Below are 21042 nucleotides of genomic sequence, written 5' to 3'. Positions count from 1 at the left end.
ATGATTTTTTAATTACTAGGTAGACGAGTATTTTTTTATCAATCATTATAAGAATAGCTTGTGCCCTGACAAAGCCGACCGTTCCGGAGAACGGACCCAGTATAAATGCTAAGAAGGCCCACCCCCTTTGTAAACAAAGGTAGCTGGGCACTTAATCTCATTCTCGTACTGGATTGAATCGCCAGATTCAGAAGCTGGGACAAGTTGAGCGCCCTCTACTTATTAAGTAAGTTGAGCACAAAGCTCATTATTCTATACAGTTATCTCTCCCGAAAAGGAGAGGCTATATACAAATGAAGAACTATAAAATACAATATAATTAATTAATATATACGAAACGTATATTTTTGTATATATTTTGTTTATGTTATTGTTTTGTATGTAAATAAAAAATTAAATTTAAAGCAGTTTAATGACTTTTAAAGCTCAGTTTTTTTTAGATGGGTAAATCAATTAGTAAAACGGTTTCTGAAAAACCTAAAAAGGGGCGTAAGGTAAAAACTCTTGAAGATATACAAGAGGACATTAAATCCAAGTGTCTTTCTATTAAATCAATCATTGATAGTGGTAATTTGAATGCCCTTAAAGAGTTAGAGCCTCTTTTTTCAAAAGCCATGGCTGACGAAATAGGAGTTAATCACGGGCGTTTTTCTAATAAGTTCAGAAACCCCGTCAAGTTTTCAGTATCAGACATTCACCGATTTGCTTACTACATCGGATTTGAGCCCGACAAATTGTCGTCACAAATTAATAGCGAAATCCGTCTAAACAAATCTCTTGTTTCTGCCCTTAAAGAATTTAGGAAGATAAAAGAATTAAAACAATACAAGTCAGTATCTCGAAGGAGTAAGACTAAATAATGAAAAATAAGTATGGAGCATTTAGTTATAAATAAACTTGGGCCGATAAGATCAGCAGATATAGAATTTGCCGACCTAACCCTATTTGTAGGTCCGCAGGCAAGTGGGAAAAGTATATTACTACAACTTATTAAGCTCCTGCTTGATAAAAAACATATTAGAAAAACGCTTGAGCAATATGGGTTTATTTGGGGTAATAAAGAAGCCCAAATTTTAGATCGTTATTTCGGAGAGGGAATGTCAGGTGTTTGGGATAGTAAGACAGAAATTACCTTTAATAATAAGAGCTATCCTTTGAGTTTTTTGTTGCCTAAGAGAAAAGAAAGCATTAAAGGAGCAGAGGAGCAATTATTTTATGTACCGGCTCAAAGAGTTGTGTGCTTACAAAACGGATGGCCCCGATATTTTACCGAGTATGAAGATTCTGTTCCTTATGTGTTGAGGCAGTTTAGCGAAACACTGCGCCAACTACTGGAGCATGGCATAGGCAGAAGCGATACTATATTTCCTCAATCGCAACGATTAAAAGAACCACTTCGGGCATCATTTAATCAAAGCATATTTCACGACGGCAGGATCACCATAGATAAAACCGGAAAGAAAAGATTTAAGCTTGATTTAGGTGGTTCAAGCATCCCGTTTATGGCATGGAGCGCCGGGCAAAAGGAATTTATGCCGTTGCTTTTAAGTTTTTATTGGCTGTGCCCGCCATCGAAAACAAGCAAGAAAGAGAATATAGATTATGTTATTATTGAAGAGCCGGAAATGGGACTTCACCCGCAGGCAATTAAATCAGTCATTTTGCAGGTAATGGATTTAATGAGCAGAGGATATAAGGTAATAATATCTACACATTCTCCTGTCTTGTTGGAGTTTGCCTGGGCTTTTAAATTCCTGAAAGAGAAAGGTGGTGATTATAAATCTTTGGCTGATCTGTTTGATGTTAAAAAACTAACACCTCCGCTAAAAGAAATGCTGAATGATGTTTTGAAGAAAAACATTTGTACTTATTATTTTGACAGAGGCGACAATGAAAGTGTTTCTATTAAAAATATTAGCAGTCTGGATGCAGGCAGTGATGATAAAGGCATAGCTGAATGGGGGGGATTGTCTTCTTTTAGTACAAAAGCATCGGATATTATTTTAAAAGTAACAGCAGATGAGTAAAGGTAAAAAGCAGGCAAAAGATACTTTTAAAGAAGCCGTAAAAAACACCCCCGATGTAAGTAATGCATATTGCCCCGGTTTGCAGGCATTAGGAGGATATAGTAATAAGGTAGTATTGCAAGATCCCGGAAGATGCGAAGGAAGTGTTGATATAGATGGGACTACTGTGGCAATTTACCCGCAAGACAACAGGTGGGATTATTGCTTTTCTTATAAAGGCGAAACTTTTTTTGTTGAAGTACATTCTGCTGATACAGGAGAAGTAAGTACCGTTATACGAAAGCTGCAATGGCTAAAAGATTGGCTTCACAATAAAGCTCCACGTATTAATGCTATAAAAGCTACAAGCAGGCATCCCTTTTACTGGGTTCAATCTAACGGTTTTCATATTTTACCCAATTCTGCACAATACAGGCGAGCTATTCAGAACAACATCAAGCCGGTAGCAAGATTGGCTTTACCTTAAATTGCCGTCAATAAGTGAGAAGGCTTCTCACTTATTGGATATTCAAGTTAAAAAGCTTCATATAGATAAGGTTGCTCCTGCTAAACTCCTTCCTGTGAAGCCGGCTTAAGTCTGTAGCAAGATTATTAATCAAAGCTTTACCATAAACTGCACAATTAAGCAGAACAAGAGGTTTCAGAAAGGGCTTATTTTTTAAAGATGGGTTATAGACATATGTCCAGTATGTATTTATTTTTTTACCTGTTGCAAGTATGCTGTCTAATTCCTTTGTTACCATAATATCATCATCGGTACGATCCTGCCGGTAGAACAAAAATTCATTTCGGGAATGCAGGGTTATCAATAAACAATTACTACCTCTCCACCTGTTTATGCCATGAATGCCGAGACTATCCATGATATCATTGCGTTTTCTGAAATATTCAAATGCATCTTCTCCTTTAAACAGGTCTGCAGGTTTTAAGTTATCATAAAATACAGTGTCTTCGTTTACTACTTCGTAATCCCAGCTACTTGTTACGCTGATTGTACTATCCCAGTGTTTTATCATCTCAACATGAAAAGGAGGGAGGGTTACATATAGTGGAAACATCCGTAAAAAATACGCAGAATCAGAGATCCAGAACCTTTCCACACTATCTTTTGGATTTGGAATTTCTGCAATGGTTGCTCCCCATCCTATAGAATATATAAATGCGATATGCTCTTTATCTGCAAATACCCACTCATACTTATTAGCATTTCTTTTAGCATTAAAACGTACACTGTCATATTCCTGGATCGTATTACTATCCAGGTAATGAATAATTTTTGAAGCAGTTTCCGGTAATTCAGTTATACGATCTCTTTCCTTACGATTGTATGCAAAAACGATGGTAATAATTAAAAAAAATTCAAAACTCCGATATAGCATTACAATTGTTTATTTACTCCAAATAGTTTTTAAGGTAATAAAAAACAATTGTTTTTATGCATATTTTTAAACATCTTAAACCATGTTATGAACCCCGAAGATCTGAGGAAAACATATGCTGAAGCCCCGACAGAAAAATTGCTTGACATAATAGATAATAAATTTGAGTATACAGATGCGGCAGTTAAAATTGCATTGGAAGAACTTTCGAAGAGGGAAATTTCTGAAGCTGATATAAAAACTTATAAAGAAACTGTTGAGTCAAATTTTGAAAGTGCTATACGAAAATTAGTTTTTGATGATCTGAGTCTTGCTCAAAAAAACTTTTTTTATTTTCTGTGGATTCCGCTTATACATTTTGCAGTAAAACAGAATTTTAGGGATGATGGATATTACCTGAAGGTTAAACAGGCAACCTATTATTCCTGGGTTGGATTTGGACTACTGATGTTGTCTGTATTTATTTCTATTGAATTTGATCTTTCCGGGTTGTCAACATTGGCTATCTGGATCGCTGGATTTATACCTGCTTATGCTTTCGATGAAAAGTTTAACAGACGTGCGCTGATTTCAAGACTCAAAGAGAGATATAAACAGCCTGATAATGATAAAATTGGTGAAAAGAAATAGAATTAACTTACCAATTTTTATGCCCCTGCTGGTCTTTCAGTGTTAGGCGCAGGCAGGTCAGGCTTTAAATAAGTGTAAAAATTGTTTTATCTATTCAGTTCTCCGCAGAGTCTCAATGCCCAGCCATGTGTGTTGGCTGGACTCTGCGAGGCATACTCATCAACGTTGCCTTGTCAAATCTACATCCTGTAATAACATGTAGTTATAAACTTCATATACACCCTGTTCCCCGGTAATATAATATTTGGCAGAACTGTGCATATAATCTTCAGGTTGTATCGCAAGTGCTGGATTCCATCTGCATGGATTCATATGGATGTACTGCAACTTTTGCTCAATAAAATTAACACTTATACACTCTTTGTGATCAAATGAAGGCTCAAATACTTCATGTTTCTTATTATGAGATTTATCTGTGTCATTCACCAATTTTTGTAGTTGCACCAATATGCTATAACTATTTCGTTGCTCCAGTTGTGATACCAGCTCGTATGCCATGAAACGTTTACCATTGCCCACTATAGTATTAATAGATTTACCGGTATTCATAAAACCTATTACTGCATGCACATGATTGGGCATTATTACGTAACCTACAATATAATGTCCTTGTATTTTCAGATAATTAAACCAATTGTAAACTGCATAATAGCCATTGGTAAGCGAGAAAAGATGCAACCACCTGGCACACGTAAATGTGATGGAATATATTCCAAATGGTTCTGATATCTGGCGGCGCACCGGCATAGGTTAATACTAAGATATGAAAACATTACCTTAAACTAATACCCCTATTCCCCGCCTACCGCAGAGTCCAGCCAACACACATAGCTGGGCATTGAGACTCTGCGGAGAACTAAAAATATATTTTTGGATGGCAGTTTTATTCGTCAATTCTGTTTTTTAAGTCCATTCGTTCGTGTAGAATTCTGATGATTTCGATTTCATCTTCCGCAATTTGTTGATAGAATATTATGTGTTTCCCGGTTCTTAGTCCGAGTAAGTTACTGCTTATTCCATCGTATTGTTTTCCAGGTTCCGGGTTTTCTCCAATTTGCATGCAGGTAAACTTCAATGTCAAATAATATCTGTCAGCCTGCTTTTCAGACCATTTTTCAAAAGTATAATCCCAATATCATTTAAGTCGTCAGCAATCTCAGCTTTCAATGACGGACGAGACTGCTTCACCCGCCGTAACATTCTTTTAATTCAAATCTTCATGAGGGCGGGTTCGCAGTGACGGTAAAAGTGTTTTGTTTTTACAATCAGCACTAAAGCAAAGTATACAATGCCTCAACCACACGCCGTCATTGCGAGCCGCCTGCACAGTCTTGCAATGTCATGCTGTTCTGCGGCGAAGCAATCTCACGCTTGAATGATGAACGAGACTGCTTCATCCGCCGTAACATTCTTTTAATTCAAATCTTCATGCGGGCGGGTTCGCAGTGACGGTAAAAGTGTTTTGTTTTTGCAATCAGCACTAAGGCAAAGCATACATTTACTCAACCACTCGCCGTCATTGCGAGCCGCCGAAGCGACCTCAAATATTAAGAATGATACGCGGCGAAGCAATCTCTGTTATCGCTTTTATGATTGATGCTCCGCCTTATTGATTACCCGGAATGGCGTAAGAGTGATTTTATTTTTATAACTGGCGTTTTCTCCATAGGATATACACCCTTTATCCCCCTTGCAGCCAATGCTATTATAACGATACCGCCCCGTCCTTCTTCAAGCATCCACCCACATGCGTTACCTCCCTTACATCCACCAGGTGCGCGGCTTCTACCAGCTTTATCAAATAGATTGCATTACACAGCATTTTGTAAATTAAGGGAGTTATGAATCACCAGGAAAAACACCGGAAGTCGTATATCCGCATTGGTGAAATATATTTTTGAACGGCGAAATGACGGTTGCAGTTTCCGTATAACGACAAGTAATTTATTACTTAGGAAACCCTACCGTTTTCAGAATACGATTTGCCCAGTCAACTTTATCTTTAAACAGCGGCTGATCATCAGAATTCCCGTTCAGGGCTTTATCAATACTAAAATATTTGGAGAGCTTTAGCTTTGCTGATTTTATTTGTTTTTTGGGTTTCACGGCAAATCAAATCTACGCTTTTCTGCGCGCTAAAAGCTTTTCTCAACAATGTAGGATTCAACAAAACAATGTAAATTTGAACTATGAAAATTGCACTTCAATATGTTAACGACATGAATGGCAGGACAAATGCTGTTCAGCTACCCCTGACAGAATGGGAAAAAGTACTGAATAAGCTAAAAAAGTATGAACAGGCTTTAAAGCTGAAATCAGACCTTAAAGAGGCATTTGAACAAGTCGAAAGTCTTAAAAAAGCAAAAGGACATAAGCAGACACTAAACGAGTTTTTAAATGAGCTTTAGTGTTATTCCCAGCGATAAGTTTAAGCGGGAAGCGAAACGGCTTATCAGGAAATTTCCATCTCTCAAAAAAGAGCTTGCCAGCTTAGGTGCTATATTAGAAAAAGAACCAGACACGGGAACACCTTTAGGAAATGAAACTTATAAAATCAGGCTTGCTATTAAAAGCAAAGGAAAAGGAAAAAGTGGCGGAGCCAGAGTTATAACTTATTTTGTTACTGACAACAAAGAAGTTTATTTATTGACAATTTATGACAAATCGGAATTTGATAGCATAGATGACAAAACAATCAAATTAATTATAGAAAGTTTAAATGCTGACAAATAGTGTGAACATTCCCGCCGTGGTTCGCACCTCTGGATCTCCTGCCGATCATTTGTTTTACCCGATAGTTATCTGATAAAGCATGAACATCCCCAAATCTTTCTTTTTCCTCTCAGCTTTTCATGATGTTCTCAGTAATGTCTGCCTGTGATCAGCCTTGTGTGCCGGAAAGATGAACCAGGACGGGTAAAGACACAAACCAGTACGGAAAATAGTGTCAAGGAAAGCCATCCCCTTCCAGCAAATGCCATTATAATGATAACGCCCTGCCATTCTTTACGCATTCACCCGCATGCGTTACTTCCCTTACATCAACCAGGTGCGCGGCTTCTACCAGATTTACCAAATAGATTGCATTACACAGCATTTTGTAAATTAAGTGAGTTATGAATCACCAGGAAGAACACCGGGAGCTGTATATCCGTATTGGTGAAATATATTTTTGGATGGCGAATACGGATGCGGTTTCCGTCATTTCGACCGAGCCAACACGAACACTATAGTTTAATGCAACTTTTGCGAGGGAGAAATCTGCCGGGCATTTGTACTAATGCTCAACATTTGCATTACTTCCTAACAGATTTCTCTCCCGCCGTAATATGCATTTAAATCAATACAACCCGAGGGCGGTTCGAAATGACGGTAGCGGTTTCCGTCCTTTCGACCGAGCCAACACGAATATTGTAGTTGAATCACTCTTATGCGAGGGAGAAATCTGCCGGGCTTTGGTACTAATGCTCATCTTTTGCACTACTGCCTAACAGATTTCTCTCCCGCCGCAACATGCATTTAATTCATTACAACCCGAGGGCGGGTTCGAAATGACGGTAGCGGTTTCCGTCATTTCGACCGAGCCAACACGAACGTTATAATTTAATGTAACTTTTGCGAAGGAGAAATCTGCCCACTTCGGTACTAATGCTCATCTTTTGCACTACTGCCTAACAGATTTCTCACCCGCCGCAAGATACATTTAATTCATTACAACCCGGGGGCGGGATCGAAATGACGGTAGCGGTTTCCGTCCTTTCGACCGAGCCAACACGAACACTGTAGTTGAATCACTCTTATGCGAGGGAGAAATCTGCCGGGCACTGGTACTAATGTTCATCTTTTGCACTACAGCCTAACAGATTTCTCACCCGCCGCAATAGCCGTTTAATTCATTACAACCTGAGGGCGGGTTCGAAATGACGGATGCGGATTCCGTCATTTCGACCGAGCCAACACGAATACTGTAGTTTAATCACTCTTATGCGAGGGAGAAATCTGCCGGGCTTTGGTACTGATGTTCAGCATTTGCACTACTGCCTAACAGATTTCTCTCCCGCCACAATAGCCGTTTAATTTATTACAACCTGAGGGCGGGTTCGAAATGACGGATGCGGATTCCGTCCTTTCGACTGAGCCAACGCGAACACTGTAGTTTAATCACTCTTATGCGAGGGAGAAATCTGCCGGGCATTGGTACTAATGCTCAACATCTGCACTATTGCCTAACAGATTTCTCTCCCGCCACAATAGCCGTTTAATTTATTACAACCTGAGGGCGGGTTCGAAATGACGGATGCGGTTTCCGTCATTTCGACTGAGCCAACACGAATATTGTAGTTGAATCACTCCTATGCGAGGGAAAAATCTGCCGGGCATTGGTACTAATGTTCATCTTTTGCACTACTGCCTAACGGATTTCTCACCCGCCGTAATAGTCGTTTAGTGTATTACAACCTGAGGGCGGGTTCGAAATGACGGTAGCGGTTTCCGTCCTTTCGACCGAGCCAACACGAATATTGTAGTTGAATCACTCTTATGCGAGGGAGAAATCTGCCGGGCTTTGGTACTGATGTTCAGCATTCGCACTACTGCCCAACGGATTTCTCACCCGCCGCAATATGCATTTAATTCAATACAACCTGAGGGCAGGTTTGAAATGACGGTAGCGGTTTCCGTCCTTTCGACCGAGCCAACACGAACACTGTAGTTTAATCACTCCTATGCGAGGGAGAAATCTGCTCGGTTTTCTGTACTGATGTTCAGCATTCGCACTACTGCCCAACGGATTTCTCACCCGCCGCAACATGCACTTAATTCAATACAACCTGTGGGCGGTTCGAAATGACGGTAGCGGTTTCCGTCCTTTCGACCGAGCCAACGCGAACACTGTAGTTTAATCACTCTTATGCGAGGGAGAAATCTGCTCGGTTTTTTGGTACTGATGTTCAGCATTCGCACTACTGCCCAACGGATTTCTCACCCGCCGCAACATGAATTTAATTCAATACAACCTGAGAGCGGGTTCGAAATGACGATGTGCACCGTCATTTCGACTGAGCCAACACGAACACTGTAGTTGAATCACTCTTATGCGAGGGAGAAATCTGCCGGGCTTTGGTACTGATGTTCAGCATTCGCACTACTGCCCAACGGATTTCTCACCCGCCGCAACATGCACTTAATTAAATACAACCTGTGGGCGGGTTCGAAATGACGATGAGTATGCAGTCATTATAACCAAGCCAGCGCGGACAGCATATGGAAAATGTACAAGAGAATCATCCCCCTTGCAGCAAATACCATTATAATGATAACGACCTGCCATTCTTTACACATTCACCCACATGCGTTACCTCCCTTACATCCACCAGGTGCGCGGCTTCTACCAGCTTTATCAAATGGGTGCATACTGTTAGCGGGGCTGCTATAGCAGTAGTATCACTGTTCAGGGCATTCTCCACTACCTGCTCCCAGCACTGCAGCCAGTCATTGAGCGACTGGTAATCGAAAAACCGTTGAAATGCCCGGTAGGGATCACTATATTCTTTTTCAGACAGGCAGCGTGGGAACTCCTTCCACGCATCAGCGCTAACATAATGGCTGCAATAGTATTTTTTATGGAAGAGCTCTTCTTTTTTAATGGTAACCGACCTGTGCTTTTTATGCCTCAAAGCATGGGTGGCTTGTATAAGCGAGCGGATGAGCTTGCTGTCTAAAAGTATATCGCCGGGCGGGTGTCCTTTGTATATACCTGCCCCGCTGGCATGGCTCACGAGCTTTTTGATGAGCCTGCGAAAATGGTGCACATGGGCTTCGGCAAAGAAGTGGGCAATTACCTGGTAAGGGTCTGTAATGCATTCGCAGAGCCAGCATTGGGTGGTAAACGGGTCTTTGTGGTGTTTGGTTTTCATCTTTTTATTTTTAGGTGAGGCTTGTATAGACCTATAAGGTTTCAAAAACCTTATAGGTCTTGCTGCGGCGGTATTATGCCGGGGAAGGCGGTGATGATCTCTCCGCCGGTGCTGGTAATGACCGTAATAATTGTTACGGTATTGCCGGAAGTATCGTGGCCGAGCGGCGTGCCGGTATCCAGTACCCGCTGCAGGTGGGGACTGCAGGGCACTCCCGCCCCTTTCGGTACGGGCAGGGGTTGGGGCGGTTGCTGGCAGGCATCTCTTATGCAGGCTACAATTTGCGGTATGGGTATGGTAAACTTGCCGGTAAGCGGGTGGCGCGGCACTTTGTAGTAATGGCGCTCTAAAATATGCGCCAGGGCTTTGCTGCTTAGGTAGGAGCCTTTACGCAGCAGCTTTTTACGGTGCTTTACCGGCAGTTGCCAGATAAGCCCCTCCTGCAATTGCTGCAGCCAGCTTTGGGTATCTGCCAGCAGGAACAGGGCCTGCAGCCATTGGGTTTCGTTGAAATGGATGTTGGTGTTTTGTGCAGGTGTGGCAACGGCGTTGTTCATAACAAAAAGTTTTAGGCTGGCACCCGCACAAAAAAGGCGTGGCGCTCAACTTACCGAACTGAGGCCGTCGGAGGCCCTGCAACGGATAAGAGAGCTCACGCCTAGGTCGTGAGCCATTCTGCTTATCATCTCGTTGCAATTGAAATTTCCGACGTTTCAGTTCGAGATTCAAAGCGAATTGCTTCAAATGTTTTTATGAAGTAATCGCAAAAATAATTTCTTTGTAAATATACAAAGAAATATTATAAAGTGGGGATTTATTCCCACATTTATTTTTTTGTAGAGTAAGACCTTACTACAAAATGTATTATGGAAAAGGTTCCTGATAGTGATTTTTTAGTTCAATTTGGAAAGCAAGTTGAAAAGTTTAGAAAGAAGAAGAAACTAAGTTATAGAAAACTAGCCCAGAACTGTAATATAGATTACAGCGATATAAGCAAAATTGAAAAGGGAAAAGCCAACATCACAATGTTGACGCTATTAGAACTCGCTAAGGGTTTGGAAATACATCCTAAAAAGCTGCTGGATTTTGAGTTTGATTTTGAGGATTGAATTTATATGTAAAGGGTTTAGAAATTAGACCGTCTATTGCCGGCTGACATTATTTTTTTATAGATTATTCACCTTGCAATCATGCCTAAGTTGGACAATATTGATCTGGTCTTAAAAGAGAAAATAGCCAGGAGAATTAAAGACCTCCGGGAACGCTCTGGGAAAAATCAATTAACCTTTGCAAGCGATGCTGAAAAAGACCGGCAAACGTTAAGCCGTTGGGAAACAGGATGATGTTTTTTAATATTTTTATGTAGCCGGCTACATTGCTACTATCAGCTTCCGTTGTGTCACTCACTTGTGCTTCATCAATACTATTCAACTGCTCATGAAGCACCCCGATGAATATCGGTGGTACGTTCTGTGCGCTATTCAGCAAGGCGCGGTGTTAACTATAGTTTTCACGGCTATTTATTTCCGAGAATTTTATAACCAATCCTGATAGCGAATGTGTGGAAATGATCCCCGTAAGCCAATCCATCAGAAGAAATAAAACGATAATCAATTGAAAAAGTAAATTTCCGTTTTTGAATACCCGGTTCTATACCAATAAAGCCACAAAAATCGTCATGACCGCCTTCTATATTAATGCCAAAACCTGCTTTGGGCTCAATAAAAGCCGACTTTATATTTTTTCGATATCCAATAGAAGTAAGTGCAAAAGTATAGCTATATGCGTCGTAATCTAAATCTTCATACAGCCTGTCAATGCCCAACGTAGCAACTAAAGCATTGCTTTTCTTGCCAACGGGAAATAGGAGCTTTACATGGCTTCCAACTCCCCAAAGTGGATATCCCTCATTTAATGCAAAATCTATAGAACCGGTTACTTCCAACTGTGGCTTTTTTGCCTGCTGCGCATTTGAAGAATAACTATAAACAAGCAAGCAAAGCAGAATAAAGGTTGAAGGTTTAAGTAGCATTGATCAGAAAAATTAATGTTGAAGTATTCGAGTTTATAACAATAATTGGAAAACTTCTCACCGCCGGGTGCGAAGCGCCCGTTAGAAAAAACTTAAGATCGAATTTTCATACATGCATTAAAAATATCAATTACTGCTTGTGCTAAATTAGTGTCTATTAAGTGCTTTTGTGCAATAAGATAATAACTTGTTTCAAGCGGACTAGCCTGGGCCCTAACATTTATTCTTTCTGCTTCACCTTCGCCATAGCTATTTTTATAATCAGATTCAAGCCGTAGCAGTATATAATGTTCAGTAAACGCTTTTCGAGATTTTGCCTTACTTGCTTTATATGCAGGCCAAAAATCCTCATGTCTCTCCATTTGGGGATTATATTTATTCAGCATGTTTTCGAGATTAATTTCCATTTCTCCAAAATCACAAGGCCATTGATCTCTTATTATTTCAAATGTTTCCATATAGGTACCCTCATTCACTTTCCCCATAGGAACAAAAAGTATTTCCTTATATTTTTCACTTATATAAACCCTTGCGAGTTTATATGAGTATGTGGAGTCAACGAAATCTTTTTTTTTAAATATATCTTCAGGCTGTATCATGTATTGAGTTTTGGAATTATTAACAACTGAATGCTGTGAGCTGGTTATTGTTTTTTAGTCGTATAATTCTTTTTACAGTAATCTCTTTAGAAAACACTGCAGGTCTGATTGATTTTACTTTTTTACTGGTGTGTGAAAACGCCCATCAGTATGGAAAATGTTATGCGTTTGCTATTTGTCTTTCAGCCTAATTAACGGATTCTTATATTGATCAATTAGACCCGTCAATGGTTCAGCATCCCAAAAAAATACTTTCGAATCAATTCCATTTTCAGCCGTCAATCCAGTGGCTTTTAAAATTTCTTTTACTGCTTTTGGATTGATTTGTCTTTTCCAACCAGGGAAGCCGACTTGAATATACCTTTTTTGATATCTCTGTTCAATTAATCCAAAAAACTTCTTTTGGGTAGCTTCTCCAACAACATCGACAAACCCTTCATTTGAAATTTCAAAGTGAAATCCTTGCCTCTTTAATAACTTGTCGAATTCTTGATATGTAACCGGATAATATTTTTTTTCAATTTCTCTTGTATTGCGTCTTATAAAATCTGAAATAAAAATAATTTCCTTATCTTCTAATTTCTGATATCTCCTTTCTTTGAAATTTTTGAAATCTGTTAATCGGTCAGCGGCAACGCACAAAGCAAGTTTTTCAAATTCTTTTTGCTGAGTATCAATAGTACGTCCATACTTTAACAAGTGATATATTAATGTCAGAAGTCCTGTTCGCTTGTTTGCATCATGGAATGCGTGGTTCTTTACAATACCATAGAATAGGGTCGCGCAAATCTCCTCTGGCTTTTTCCATTTTTGAAAGCCTCCATAACCGGCAAGTTGACGTCCCAATGTTGAACCTAACAAATTAAAGTCCTTTACACCATAAGTGATACTTTCTGTGTTTGATGAAAAGAAGTCAATTATTAAGAAATGAGCTTTTAAAATTTCTTTATAAGAAATCATTTTTTCAGAATCAAAGGGGTCGTCTTCGATTAAGGCTAGATTTCTTTCAAACTCTTGCTGAATTATTTGACTGTCGAACATGGAAGTTTTTTATAGTGACGCACAACGTTTATATTCATGCTATTACACGAAATAATTAAAATTACAAAGTACTAAAAAAGCATTTAGGGTATACATTTTACATTGGTTTATATCGCCAATACAATCTCTGTATCCGTATTTAGATGTTTCTAAGCGTTTGTATACGAGTAATCAGAATAGCTTCACCGCTTCCAACCGCATGCTTCATTTTTGCAGTTTCCTATAAGATCAGGCACATACAAAGACATCACAGTTTCAGCTAATACTGGCGCATGTTTCTAACCACTAAAATTTTTAAAATTGGGTTCGGGTAGTGGCAGGCTGTCAAAAGATTGAAGGATTAAGCGTGTTTCAAGATAAGATGTTTTTTGATAATATCAAATACTTAATTGTGGCAGACCATATTTTCTGCATTGTTGCTAGCTAAACATATATCAGTACAAAGGGCTAGGATCTTTTGTACGATTTGTGTGTTAGTTTTTGTATGCCGTAATGAGTCTGCTTATACGTTGGTTTGGGATAGAGTTACGATTTCACTGTTATTATACAGATTACGTAAATATAGTGATCTGATCCTGAACTGGCTTCGCCTCTTAACCTTTGGCTTAATTGAAAGATTTTCCATTTTTATGCCAGGATCGTAATAAATATTTCCTATTGCCATTTGCTTTAGGAAAAGCTGAAAGTCTGTTCCTGTACCTAAAATAACTTTGTTCCCGTACTTGTATTGTCGTTCGTTTATCTTGTTTGATAGTGATGGAACGTAGCAGGCCTGATTGTGTTTTCTGTTCCAATGTAAAAGAAGTGATGCAAAACTCCAGGCTGCAGCTTCGTTGCCCTGATTGTCAACCAATACAATACGGCCATTTGAATTTCTGATTTTGCCACTTGCATTGTCAAAGCCAATCAGTTGCAGCTCAAGGTTTGTTAAAGAGTGCCGCAATCCTACTTTGTGAACGCCACCAAAGTTTATTCGATCCTCTCTGCCTGTTTTGTCAAAATAGCCGTATTTATTTAGAAATACCTCTATTCCCTGCGTTTTGTAAATTCCTTCTGTAGGCTCGGGCGTCATTAGCGTAATAACCGAGGTAGTAATACGGTCGAAGTTTTTAACACCAAATTGTTTTACTTCCCAGCCTAAATAATCAGGTTCAGAGTACCCGTTTGGTGTAATCCCTAATTCAGCTTCTAAAGTGTAACCACCGCAATTTGAAGAAATGCATGGTAAAATATTTCCATTCCTATCTAACCTTTTGGACGTAATCCAATTCAATTGATAAATGCGGTAAAGCTCTACAAGCAACTTCTCTTTGTTGTTTACAGCTTGTGGAAGTTCAATAACTTTGAAAACACCAACTTCATCATCAGCTATAATGCAGTTAAACTCCTGTGCCATTTCAGAATCTGGTGCAACAACATAACCTAATATAATTCCTGCTTTAGAAACGCTTAAAAACAATAATCTGTCAGCTAAACGCCGTGTCATTAGATATGAAGGCGGATTTTCACACTTGGCTAAAAAGCCTGAGAATCTTACTTCGGGATATTTCGGATAAAGTATCAGTTGTGAGTTAGGGGCCGGATAAATATTTCCATCATCACCAATCCACGAAAATTTGATTGATGCTTTAAAACGCTCTCTGTTCCAATCGCCCGCTTCTTCCGTTTTGATTTCAGCGATTGGCAGAATATTCAATATCTCAAAACTACCACCTAAATAAACCTGATTTTTAGAGTTATCGTTGGGTGAAAGTTTTTTTACATAAATTTTCTGGCAGCCATAATCAGCAAATAGCTTTTTGAGATTTTGCAGATTCATCTATTGCTAATAATGATTTTACTAATTGTTTGCCCACAGCCTGAATAAGAGGAACAGTTACGGAATTTCCAAATTGTCTGTAAGCCTGATTGTCTGAAACGGGAATAACAAACTCGTCCGGGAAGCCTTGTAATCTTGCACATTCTCTTGGTGTCAGTCGTCTTGGGTTGATACCATGCTGCGGTATCAGAATTTCCGAGCCGTCTTTGTAATAACGTGCAGAAATTGTTCTTGAAATTCCGTTTAAATCTGTCATCCCGAACCCAAACCCGTTGCCTTGTGCCTTATGCTTTGCAGCGTAGTTTTGTAAGTAGTCCCAAAGTTTATCGGTCAAGGTGTATTTAGTTTCTATTTCTTCTTCAAGGATGTCTTTAATTTTTGCGGTTGGGTCTGGAAGTTTGGGAAATTGAAAGTTTTCTTTGCCCTTGAAGATGTTATTTCTGAAACCTACGACTATTATCCTTTCACGATGCTGAGGCACAAAATGTTTACCGTCCAAAACCTGATAATGGATTGAATAACCTAACTCTGTCAACGTATTTTTAATAACTTTAAATGTGTTGCCTTTGTCGTGTGAAACAAGGTTTTTGACATTTTCCAACATAAAAGCCTTTGGCTTTTTATGTTCCAAAATTCTTGCGATATCAAAAAATAATGTTCCCTGCGTTTCATCCAAAAAGCCGTGTTTTTTCCCTAATGCGTTTTTCTTTGAAACACCTGCTATTGAAAACGGCTGGCAGGGAAAGCCTGCCAATAGAACGTCATGGTCGGGAATTGCTTTTTCGCTGATTTTGGTAATGTCGCCGAACGGCACTTCTCCAAAATTAGCTTCGTAAGTTTTCTTGGCAAAGTTGTTCCATTCGCTTGTAAAAACGCATTTGCCTCCTAAATTTTGATACGCCAGGCGGATACCGCCAATACCTGCAAAAAGGTCAATAAATTTGAACTTAGGGTTTACTTTAGGCGGAAATGGCACATCAAATTTTAACGGGATATAAAGTTGTTCAGGTTCTTCAACAACAGATAGAATCTCCTCGAACAGATACTCTTTTGCAGATGGCTTGAAATATTGAGAAACGCCATTTTTGTGGTTCTGCCAATAATGGGTCAGGTGGGCAAAGCCGTCATTTAAGTGCTTGTCCACATTTATATTAAGTTTCTCCTTTATTTTACTATAAGTCGCCATTCGTACTATATTAAATTTTCTTCAATTTTATTTATGCAATTTGCTAAATTTTTTCGTATTTCTTTACTCCAAAACCGTAAAACTTTCCACCCCGTTTTCACAAGTTCTTCATTTACCCGACTGTCCCTCTTCATATTACCCTCAATTTTAGCCCACCAAAAGTCCCGATTGGTCTGAATACGGTGTTTTTCAGTATCCCAGTCTTTTCCGTGAAAATATTCACTGTCTACGAAGATGGCAAGCTTATATCGCTTAAAAGTCAGATCAGGCTTGCCAAAAACAGTCTTATCATTTTTTCGGTAACGGTGCCCTCGTTGCCAAAGGGCTTTAGCCAAAAGAACTTCGTCCTTTGTCTCTTTGCTGCGAATGGCCTGCATATTTTTCCGTCTCTGTTCTTTGGTTAATACGTCCATCTCGTAAAATTAGTCAAATGGCTGGGTGTGTTGGTAAAATTGCGGCTCTTTTCTGGGTTGGAGTTTGCAGGAAGGATAAATATTGGATAAGCTGTACAAGTACGAGAAATGCAATGCCAAAATATTATTGAAGTCCTCAGATAAAATCGCCTGCAAAGCTTATAGGTTTGACCTTTTTCGAATCCTATGGCTAACTATATAAGGGCTTCATAGAATGGCATTATATAAATAAAGCTAATAACTACTTGCAAAGCCATTACAGGAACAACTAAGGATAATGAATATTGTGAAGCATGCCTATTCTTCTACTTTACCGAAATATGCTTCACCTGTTCCATATGAATATTCCTTATTATACTCTTTAGAGGGTATATAACTTAACGCAAGCTGCGGATAATTAAGCCACAATTTAAACAATGTTAATGCTGAGGTCTTTGCTCCAAGAGAGTTCAAAATAATATTATAATTGTCAAAATAAGTTCCATTGGTACCAATTTCAATTTCTGACAGTTTTTCAACAATTTGATTATACGATTTTTGAATGTCATAAGGATTATATTTATATATCAATCTTACATTGTACTTAGATTTAAATAATTCTTGACACTTCTCAACTATATCACGGTTACGCTCATTTTCGCTATCCTGAAAATATAAAATAGTTGTTTTTGGTTCAAAGTTATAAATGAGGCTGTCTAAACGTTGTATATCGTAGCCTCCAGTGACAATTAGTAATGTGGGAAGTCCTAATTGAGCAATTCCTGACATTTTGTATAGCAAACGTGGTTTTCCTGGATCTCGGCTTATCCATTCAGTGGTATATCCTTGAGGTCTAAAATAAATAAAATGAGTTTCAGAAGAGACAAGTCTGCAATTATATAATGTCAGCCATATAGCTTCACGCGTCATAGTTGTAATATCTACCAGAACGATAGAATTTTTACAGTTACTAACAATACGGTCTCGAAAAATAAACCAATTTTCATACGGTTTTGCTGGATCAATTTCAACCTCAACCAGCTTTCCCTCCATGAGGCTCCTAGTTTCTTCCAAGTTCGCTTTCTTCCACTCGTGGGTAAGCGGATTATTATATTTGAACATCAGAAGCATGCTCCCGGGGTGATTTGATATATTTTGTTTTAACCCTTGTATAAACCGCTCCTCCCAACTGAGGACTGAAATTATAACGTATTTCATAAATCAAATAAAGTTTGCTGTGTGACTTCTTTGGCGTTTATTTTTTTGTTCTTGGTTGCTGCATCATAAAGCTCTTTAGCTTTAATAGAAACCCTTGAATGCTGGCCTATTACATCGAGCCCCCTACTAGGGAACAATATTCTATTAGGTATATAAATTGTCTCCTTTTCGCCAAATTCTTTTGCGGATGATTTCCTATCATAGAGAATTAATGCTTCTCTAGAGATTCTTATCCATTCATCCATTTCTGCAGACTGTTCTTTCGTTAGGTCGCTCCAAGCAGATATGGAAAAAGTAATAGCCCTTGGTTCTGAAGAGTTTTCATTTAGGAGCCGTTCTTTAAATAGTAATGTTATCTGTTCAAATAAATTCTTAATTTCTGCACCTTGTTTGGTTGAACAATTATCAATATTATTAAACAAATCATTTTCTATTTTATTCCATAACTGATTACTCTGTTCTTTAATCACCTCATCTTGATAGCTAGGACGAATACTTGATATCGCTTTTGGATCTTTATTCTCATCATTTAATTTGGAAACTTCTTTATCGAACATCCAATAGCATGGCTGAAGTAAGTTTCGAACAACTCCTGTTGAAAGATGAACAATGGTTTCCCATCCGGAGTACTGAGGTAAATTCGCTTTAGATGAGCGAGTTCTAAAATATTCTGCTCTGGCATATTTATAAACATAATCATTAATCTTTTTTGCAGCATTATCTTGATTTTTATATAGTTCCTCTGCTCTCTTTCTTATAACTTGTTCGGCAGAAATAAAATCAGATTCAACTTTAGGATTTATCGGAAAGAAAGTGTAAACATCTGTATTGTTTGCTCCAAATTTTTCAAGTCTTCGCTTAACAATGTCTTTTGCCCAAAGCCCAAAATCAGAGAACTTGTTTTGATAAGGTTTCTCCATATCTATTTTAAGAAAGTCATGTCCTTCAATAATTGAACTTCCGGTCGCAGTAATATACATATGTGGTCTAACCTTAGCCACTGCTACTTTAAAGCTAAAGTCAGTATGGTCTCTATAGGCTATCCATGAATTTAAAACTTTCACTTGATAAGAGTTTAAATCATGTGCATCGTCAATAAGAAATAAAAAATGTAACCTATTCAAATGTTCAATACTTTTTACTATTCTTATTAGAGGAATTATCAATGAAAAAAAAGAAACGCACTTTTCACTGAATGAGCCATCGGAATTATTTATTTCATTTTGAGTTTCATTACTAAGCTTCTGAAAATACTTAACTAGCCCTTTAAAAATCGGCGCTCCATTCGGCACATCAATATTTAGAATATATTTTAGATCTGATCGTATTTCTTCTTCCTTTTGTGTATCGAAAAGGTTTGGAATTAGTGACAAAACATTCACCATCTCGTGTGCAATGGATAGAACAAAAAAATGCTCCGAAAGAACAGATACCTTGAAATCATTATTTACAAGTTCGTATTCTTTTTTGAAAAAAAGAACGTTTGTACATGGTATATATATTCCTATTTTTGAATAATCAAATTCTTTATTTTCTTTTTCAGCCTTTCTCAATTGCTTTTGATACGAATTATATAAAAGGGTCATGGATTTACCACATCCCCTTTCGCCTACTATGAAAATATTTCTACTAGATTGGATAAACCTGGAATAATTATGATCTTCAACAAAGTATTCAATGAGTTCATCTGTAGCAAAATTTACAGCAGCCTCAAACTCAAATGGATTTATGGGTAGTTTATTTTCCATTAAATTCAATTTTTATAGAATTGTATACTTCCTCGGGAGAGTATTTATTATTATGGGAAAAAAATTTATCTGGATTCTCTCCAACAGGTAGAGTTAGGTCATCAAGGAATAATTCAGAAATACCCGGATCTATCCTTATCGCTTTGGATCTTTCATCGTCTATGTTTTCTATAAGAAAATTAAAGGTGACATGTGTTTTTTTGAAAGGACTTAGCCAATCACAATAATATTTACAATACTTCCTTTCCGCTTCAAGTTTTAACATTCTTCCAATTGTAAATCGGAAAAGATCAATAAATTCGACATGAGTTTTCTCGGAAATGACTCCCTTGTTTGCTTGGATCGAAAAATTATATGTTAAACAAATTCGCTCATTTTGCCTGTCAACGTTAGTCTTAGTGATTTCGGCGTATTTATGGTATATAATTGAATTTTGGGAATACGGATAATTATAATATTTATTCATAAAAATAGATGTTCTGTGTGGACCTTCCGCCAATTCATCAGCAAATCGCAAAAGAGCCGCACTTTTTTTTGAGTAAATTTCGCAACCAAATAAATGTGGTGGCAATATTGACAACTCATTTATTGTATCCTTTGAACCATCGCTTGCTGTTCCAGAGTGCTTACTGGCAACTTCTGGAACTAATATTCTCTCTTCATCGAATTCTCTCTTTCTACCCCTTATATAGTCATATATTTCTCTGATCACGTCTTGCTCATGATGCCTCATTCTATCAACAGTCAGATTACCTACATCATGGAAGAGTATTAGCATACATATAAAGTAAATTTGGATAGCGTGTAAGTCTTCAATTTCATTCCCAAGCAATTTTTCTGCATATCTCATTACATCCATAATATGATCTTCACCATGATCTGACAGATCTTTTTGAATAAACTTGATGTCTTTATATATATTATCTGATATCAACAAGTCTCGTGCGCTTGTGTAGTATCCATAAAATTTATCAACATCAGAAGGAGATTCCAGGAAATCTTTACTTAGTTTTTCGTGTAGTTTTGATTCAATTTTCTGTTTAGTCCAAGACATAT

22 protein-coding genes are annotated in these 21042 nt (G+C 38.2%); 8 read left to right on the top strand and 14 right to left on the bottom strand.

Annotation, left to right across the window (positions count from 1 at the left end; all coding sequences use genetic code 11):
• The first annotated feature begins 440 nt into the window (after window positions 1–440).
• The 3 genes from DC498_RS01625 to DC498_RS01615 are packed head-to-tail and all read left to right on the top strand — an operon-like array spanning window position 441 to window position 2493.
• Complete coding sequence (locus tag DC498_RS01625; protein ID WP_116872365.1) at window positions 441–860, top strand: hypothetical protein; 420 nt, start codon at window positions 441–443, stop codon at window positions 858–860.
• 12 nt (window positions 861–872) lie between these two features.
• Window positions 873–2027 (top strand): AAA family ATPase, encoded by a 1155-nt coding sequence (locus DC498_RS01620; RefSeq protein WP_116872364.1) that lies wholly within the window; start codon window positions 873–875, stop codon window positions 2025–2027.
• The gene (locus DC498_RS01615) at window positions 2020–2493 is read left to right on the top strand and encodes a hypothetical protein (RefSeq protein WP_116872363.1); all 474 of its coding nucleotides are present in this window, start codon (window positions 2020–2022) and stop codon (window positions 2491–2493) included. Before DC498_RS01620 ends, DC498_RS01615 begins: the two co-directional genes overlap by 8 nt.
• Window positions 2494–2524: 31 nt before the next feature.
• On the opposite strand, the gene DC498_RS01610 is transcribed toward DC498_RS01615, so the two are convergent.
• Window positions 2525–3406 (bottom strand): hypothetical protein, encoded by an 882-nt coding sequence (locus DC498_RS01610; protein ID WP_116872362.1) that lies wholly within the window; start codon window positions 3404–3406, stop codon window positions 2525–2527.
• Between the two features lie 87 nt (window positions 3407–3493).
• Between DC498_RS01610 and DC498_RS01605 the strand changes: the two genes are divergently transcribed.
• A complete protein-coding gene (locus tag DC498_RS01605) occupies window positions 3494–4036 on the top strand; it encodes a hypothetical protein (RefSeq protein WP_116872361.1) in 543 nt (180 codons plus the stop codon).
• Window positions 4037–4195: 159 nt separating this feature from the next.
• Here DC498_RS01605 and DC498_RS01600 read toward each other — a convergent pair whose 3' ends face one another.
• Window positions 4196–4777, bottom strand: a complete 582-nt coding sequence (locus DC498_RS01600; RefSeq protein WP_133176732.1) for a hypothetical protein — start codon at window positions 4775–4777, stop codon at window positions 4196–4198.
• Between the two features lie 142 nt (window positions 4778–4919).
• Window positions 4920–5111, bottom strand: a complete 192-nt coding sequence (locus DC498_RS26715) for a type II toxin-antitoxin system RelE/ParE family toxin (RefSeq protein WP_370443888.1) — start codon at window positions 5109–5111, stop codon at window positions 4920–4922.
• 1114 nt (window positions 5112–6225) lie between these two features.
• Here DC498_RS26715 and DC498_RS01590 point away from each other — a divergent pair.
• A complete protein-coding gene (locus DC498_RS01590; protein WP_116872359.1) occupies window positions 6226–6444 on the top strand; it encodes a hypothetical protein in 219 nt (72 codons plus the stop codon).
• Complete coding sequence (locus DC498_RS01585; protein WP_116872358.1) at window positions 6434–6769, top strand: type II toxin-antitoxin system RelE/ParE family toxin; 336 nt, start codon at window positions 6434–6436, stop codon at window positions 6767–6769. The genes DC498_RS01590 and DC498_RS01585 overlap by 11 nt, the downstream gene beginning before the upstream one ends.
• 2573 nt (window positions 6770–9342) lie before the next feature.
• Here the strand turns inward: DC498_RS01585 and DC498_RS01580 are convergent.
• Both DC498_RS01580 and DC498_RS01575 read right to left on the bottom strand, forming a co-directional pair.
• Entirely contained in the window at window positions 9343–9951 is a 609-nt protein-coding gene (locus DC498_RS01580; RefSeq protein WP_116872357.1) for a hypothetical protein, read from the bottom strand.
• Between the two features lie 50 nt (window positions 9952–10001).
• Window positions 10002–10508 (bottom strand): hypothetical protein, encoded by a 507-nt coding sequence (locus DC498_RS01575; protein ID WP_116872356.1) that lies wholly within the window; start codon window positions 10506–10508, stop codon window positions 10002–10004.
• A gap of 309 nt (window positions 10509–10817) precedes the next feature.
• Between DC498_RS01575 and DC498_RS01570 the strand changes: the two genes are divergently transcribed.
• Complete coding sequence (locus tag DC498_RS01570; RefSeq protein WP_116872355.1) at window positions 10818–11060, top strand: helix-turn-helix domain-containing protein; 243 nt, start codon at window positions 10818–10820, stop codon at window positions 11058–11060.
• A gap of 81 nt (window positions 11061–11141) precedes the next feature.
• Entirely contained in the window at window positions 11142–11294 is a 153-nt protein-coding gene (locus DC498_RS25955; RefSeq protein WP_133176731.1) for a helix-turn-helix domain-containing protein, read from the top strand.
• Window positions 11295–11467: 173 nt separating this feature from the next.
• Here the strand turns inward: DC498_RS25955 and DC498_RS01560 are convergent, their stop codons facing one another.
• From DC498_RS01560 to DC498_RS01520, 9 genes are all read right to left on the bottom strand, one after another.
• Window positions 11468–11983: a hypothetical protein gene (locus DC498_RS01560; protein WP_116872353.1), complete on the bottom strand. Its 516-nt coding sequence runs from the start codon at window positions 11981–11983 to the stop codon at window positions 11468–11470.
• A gap of 92 nt (window positions 11984–12075) precedes the next feature.
• Window positions 12076–12582 (bottom strand): hypothetical protein, encoded by a 507-nt coding sequence (locus tag DC498_RS01555; protein ID WP_116872352.1) that lies wholly within the window; start codon window positions 12580–12582, stop codon window positions 12076–12078.
• Between the two features lie 171 nt (window positions 12583–12753).
• Window positions 12754–13623, bottom strand: coding sequence for a type II toxin-antitoxin system death-on-curing family toxin (locus tag DC498_RS01550; RefSeq protein ID WP_116872351.1), 870 nt, complete (start codon window positions 13621–13623; stop codon window positions 12754–12756).
• 502 nt (window positions 13624–14125) lie between these two features.
• On the bottom strand, window positions 14126–15442 hold the full coding sequence (locus tag DC498_RS01545) for an MvaI/BcnI family restriction endonuclease (RefSeq protein WP_116872350.1): 1317 nt from the start codon (window positions 15440–15442) through the stop codon (window positions 14126–14128).
• On the bottom strand, window positions 15408–16628 hold the full coding sequence (gene dcm, locus DC498_RS01540) for a DNA (cytosine-5-)-methyltransferase (protein WP_116872349.1): 1221 nt from the start codon (window positions 16626–16628) through the stop codon (window positions 15408–15410). Before dcm ends, DC498_RS01545 begins: the two co-directional genes overlap by 35 nt.
• 5 nt (window positions 16629–16633) lie before the next feature.
• Window positions 16634–17041: a very short patch repair endonuclease gene (locus tag DC498_RS01535; protein ID WP_116872348.1), complete on the bottom strand. Its 408-nt coding sequence runs from the start codon at window positions 17039–17041 to the stop codon at window positions 16634–16636.
• 297 nt (window positions 17042–17338) lie between these two features.
• Complete coding sequence (locus tag DC498_RS01530) at window positions 17339–18073, bottom strand: hypothetical protein (RefSeq protein ID WP_133176730.1); 735 nt, start codon at window positions 18071–18073, stop codon at window positions 17339–17341.
• A 161-nt stretch (window positions 18074–18234) separates the two neighbouring features.
• Entirely contained in the window at window positions 18235–19986 is a 1752-nt protein-coding gene (locus tag DC498_RS01525) for an ORC-CDC6 family AAA ATPase (protein WP_116872346.1), read from the bottom strand.
• A complete protein-coding gene (locus tag DC498_RS01520) occupies window positions 19976–21040 on the bottom strand; it encodes an HD domain-containing protein (RefSeq protein ID WP_116872345.1) in 1065 nt (354 codons plus the stop codon). The genes DC498_RS01525 and DC498_RS01520 overlap by 11 nt, the downstream gene beginning before the upstream one ends.
• Between the last annotated feature and the right edge of the window lie 2 nt (window positions 21041–21042).

This window comes from Terrimonas sp., from assembly GCF_003075435.1.
Lineage (GTDB): Bacteria > Bacteroidota > Bacteroidia > Chitinophagales > Chitinophagaceae > Agriterribacter.
The sequence above is the reverse complement of the archived record's forward strand: the minus strand, read 5'-3'. Positions and strand labels throughout refer to the sequence as shown.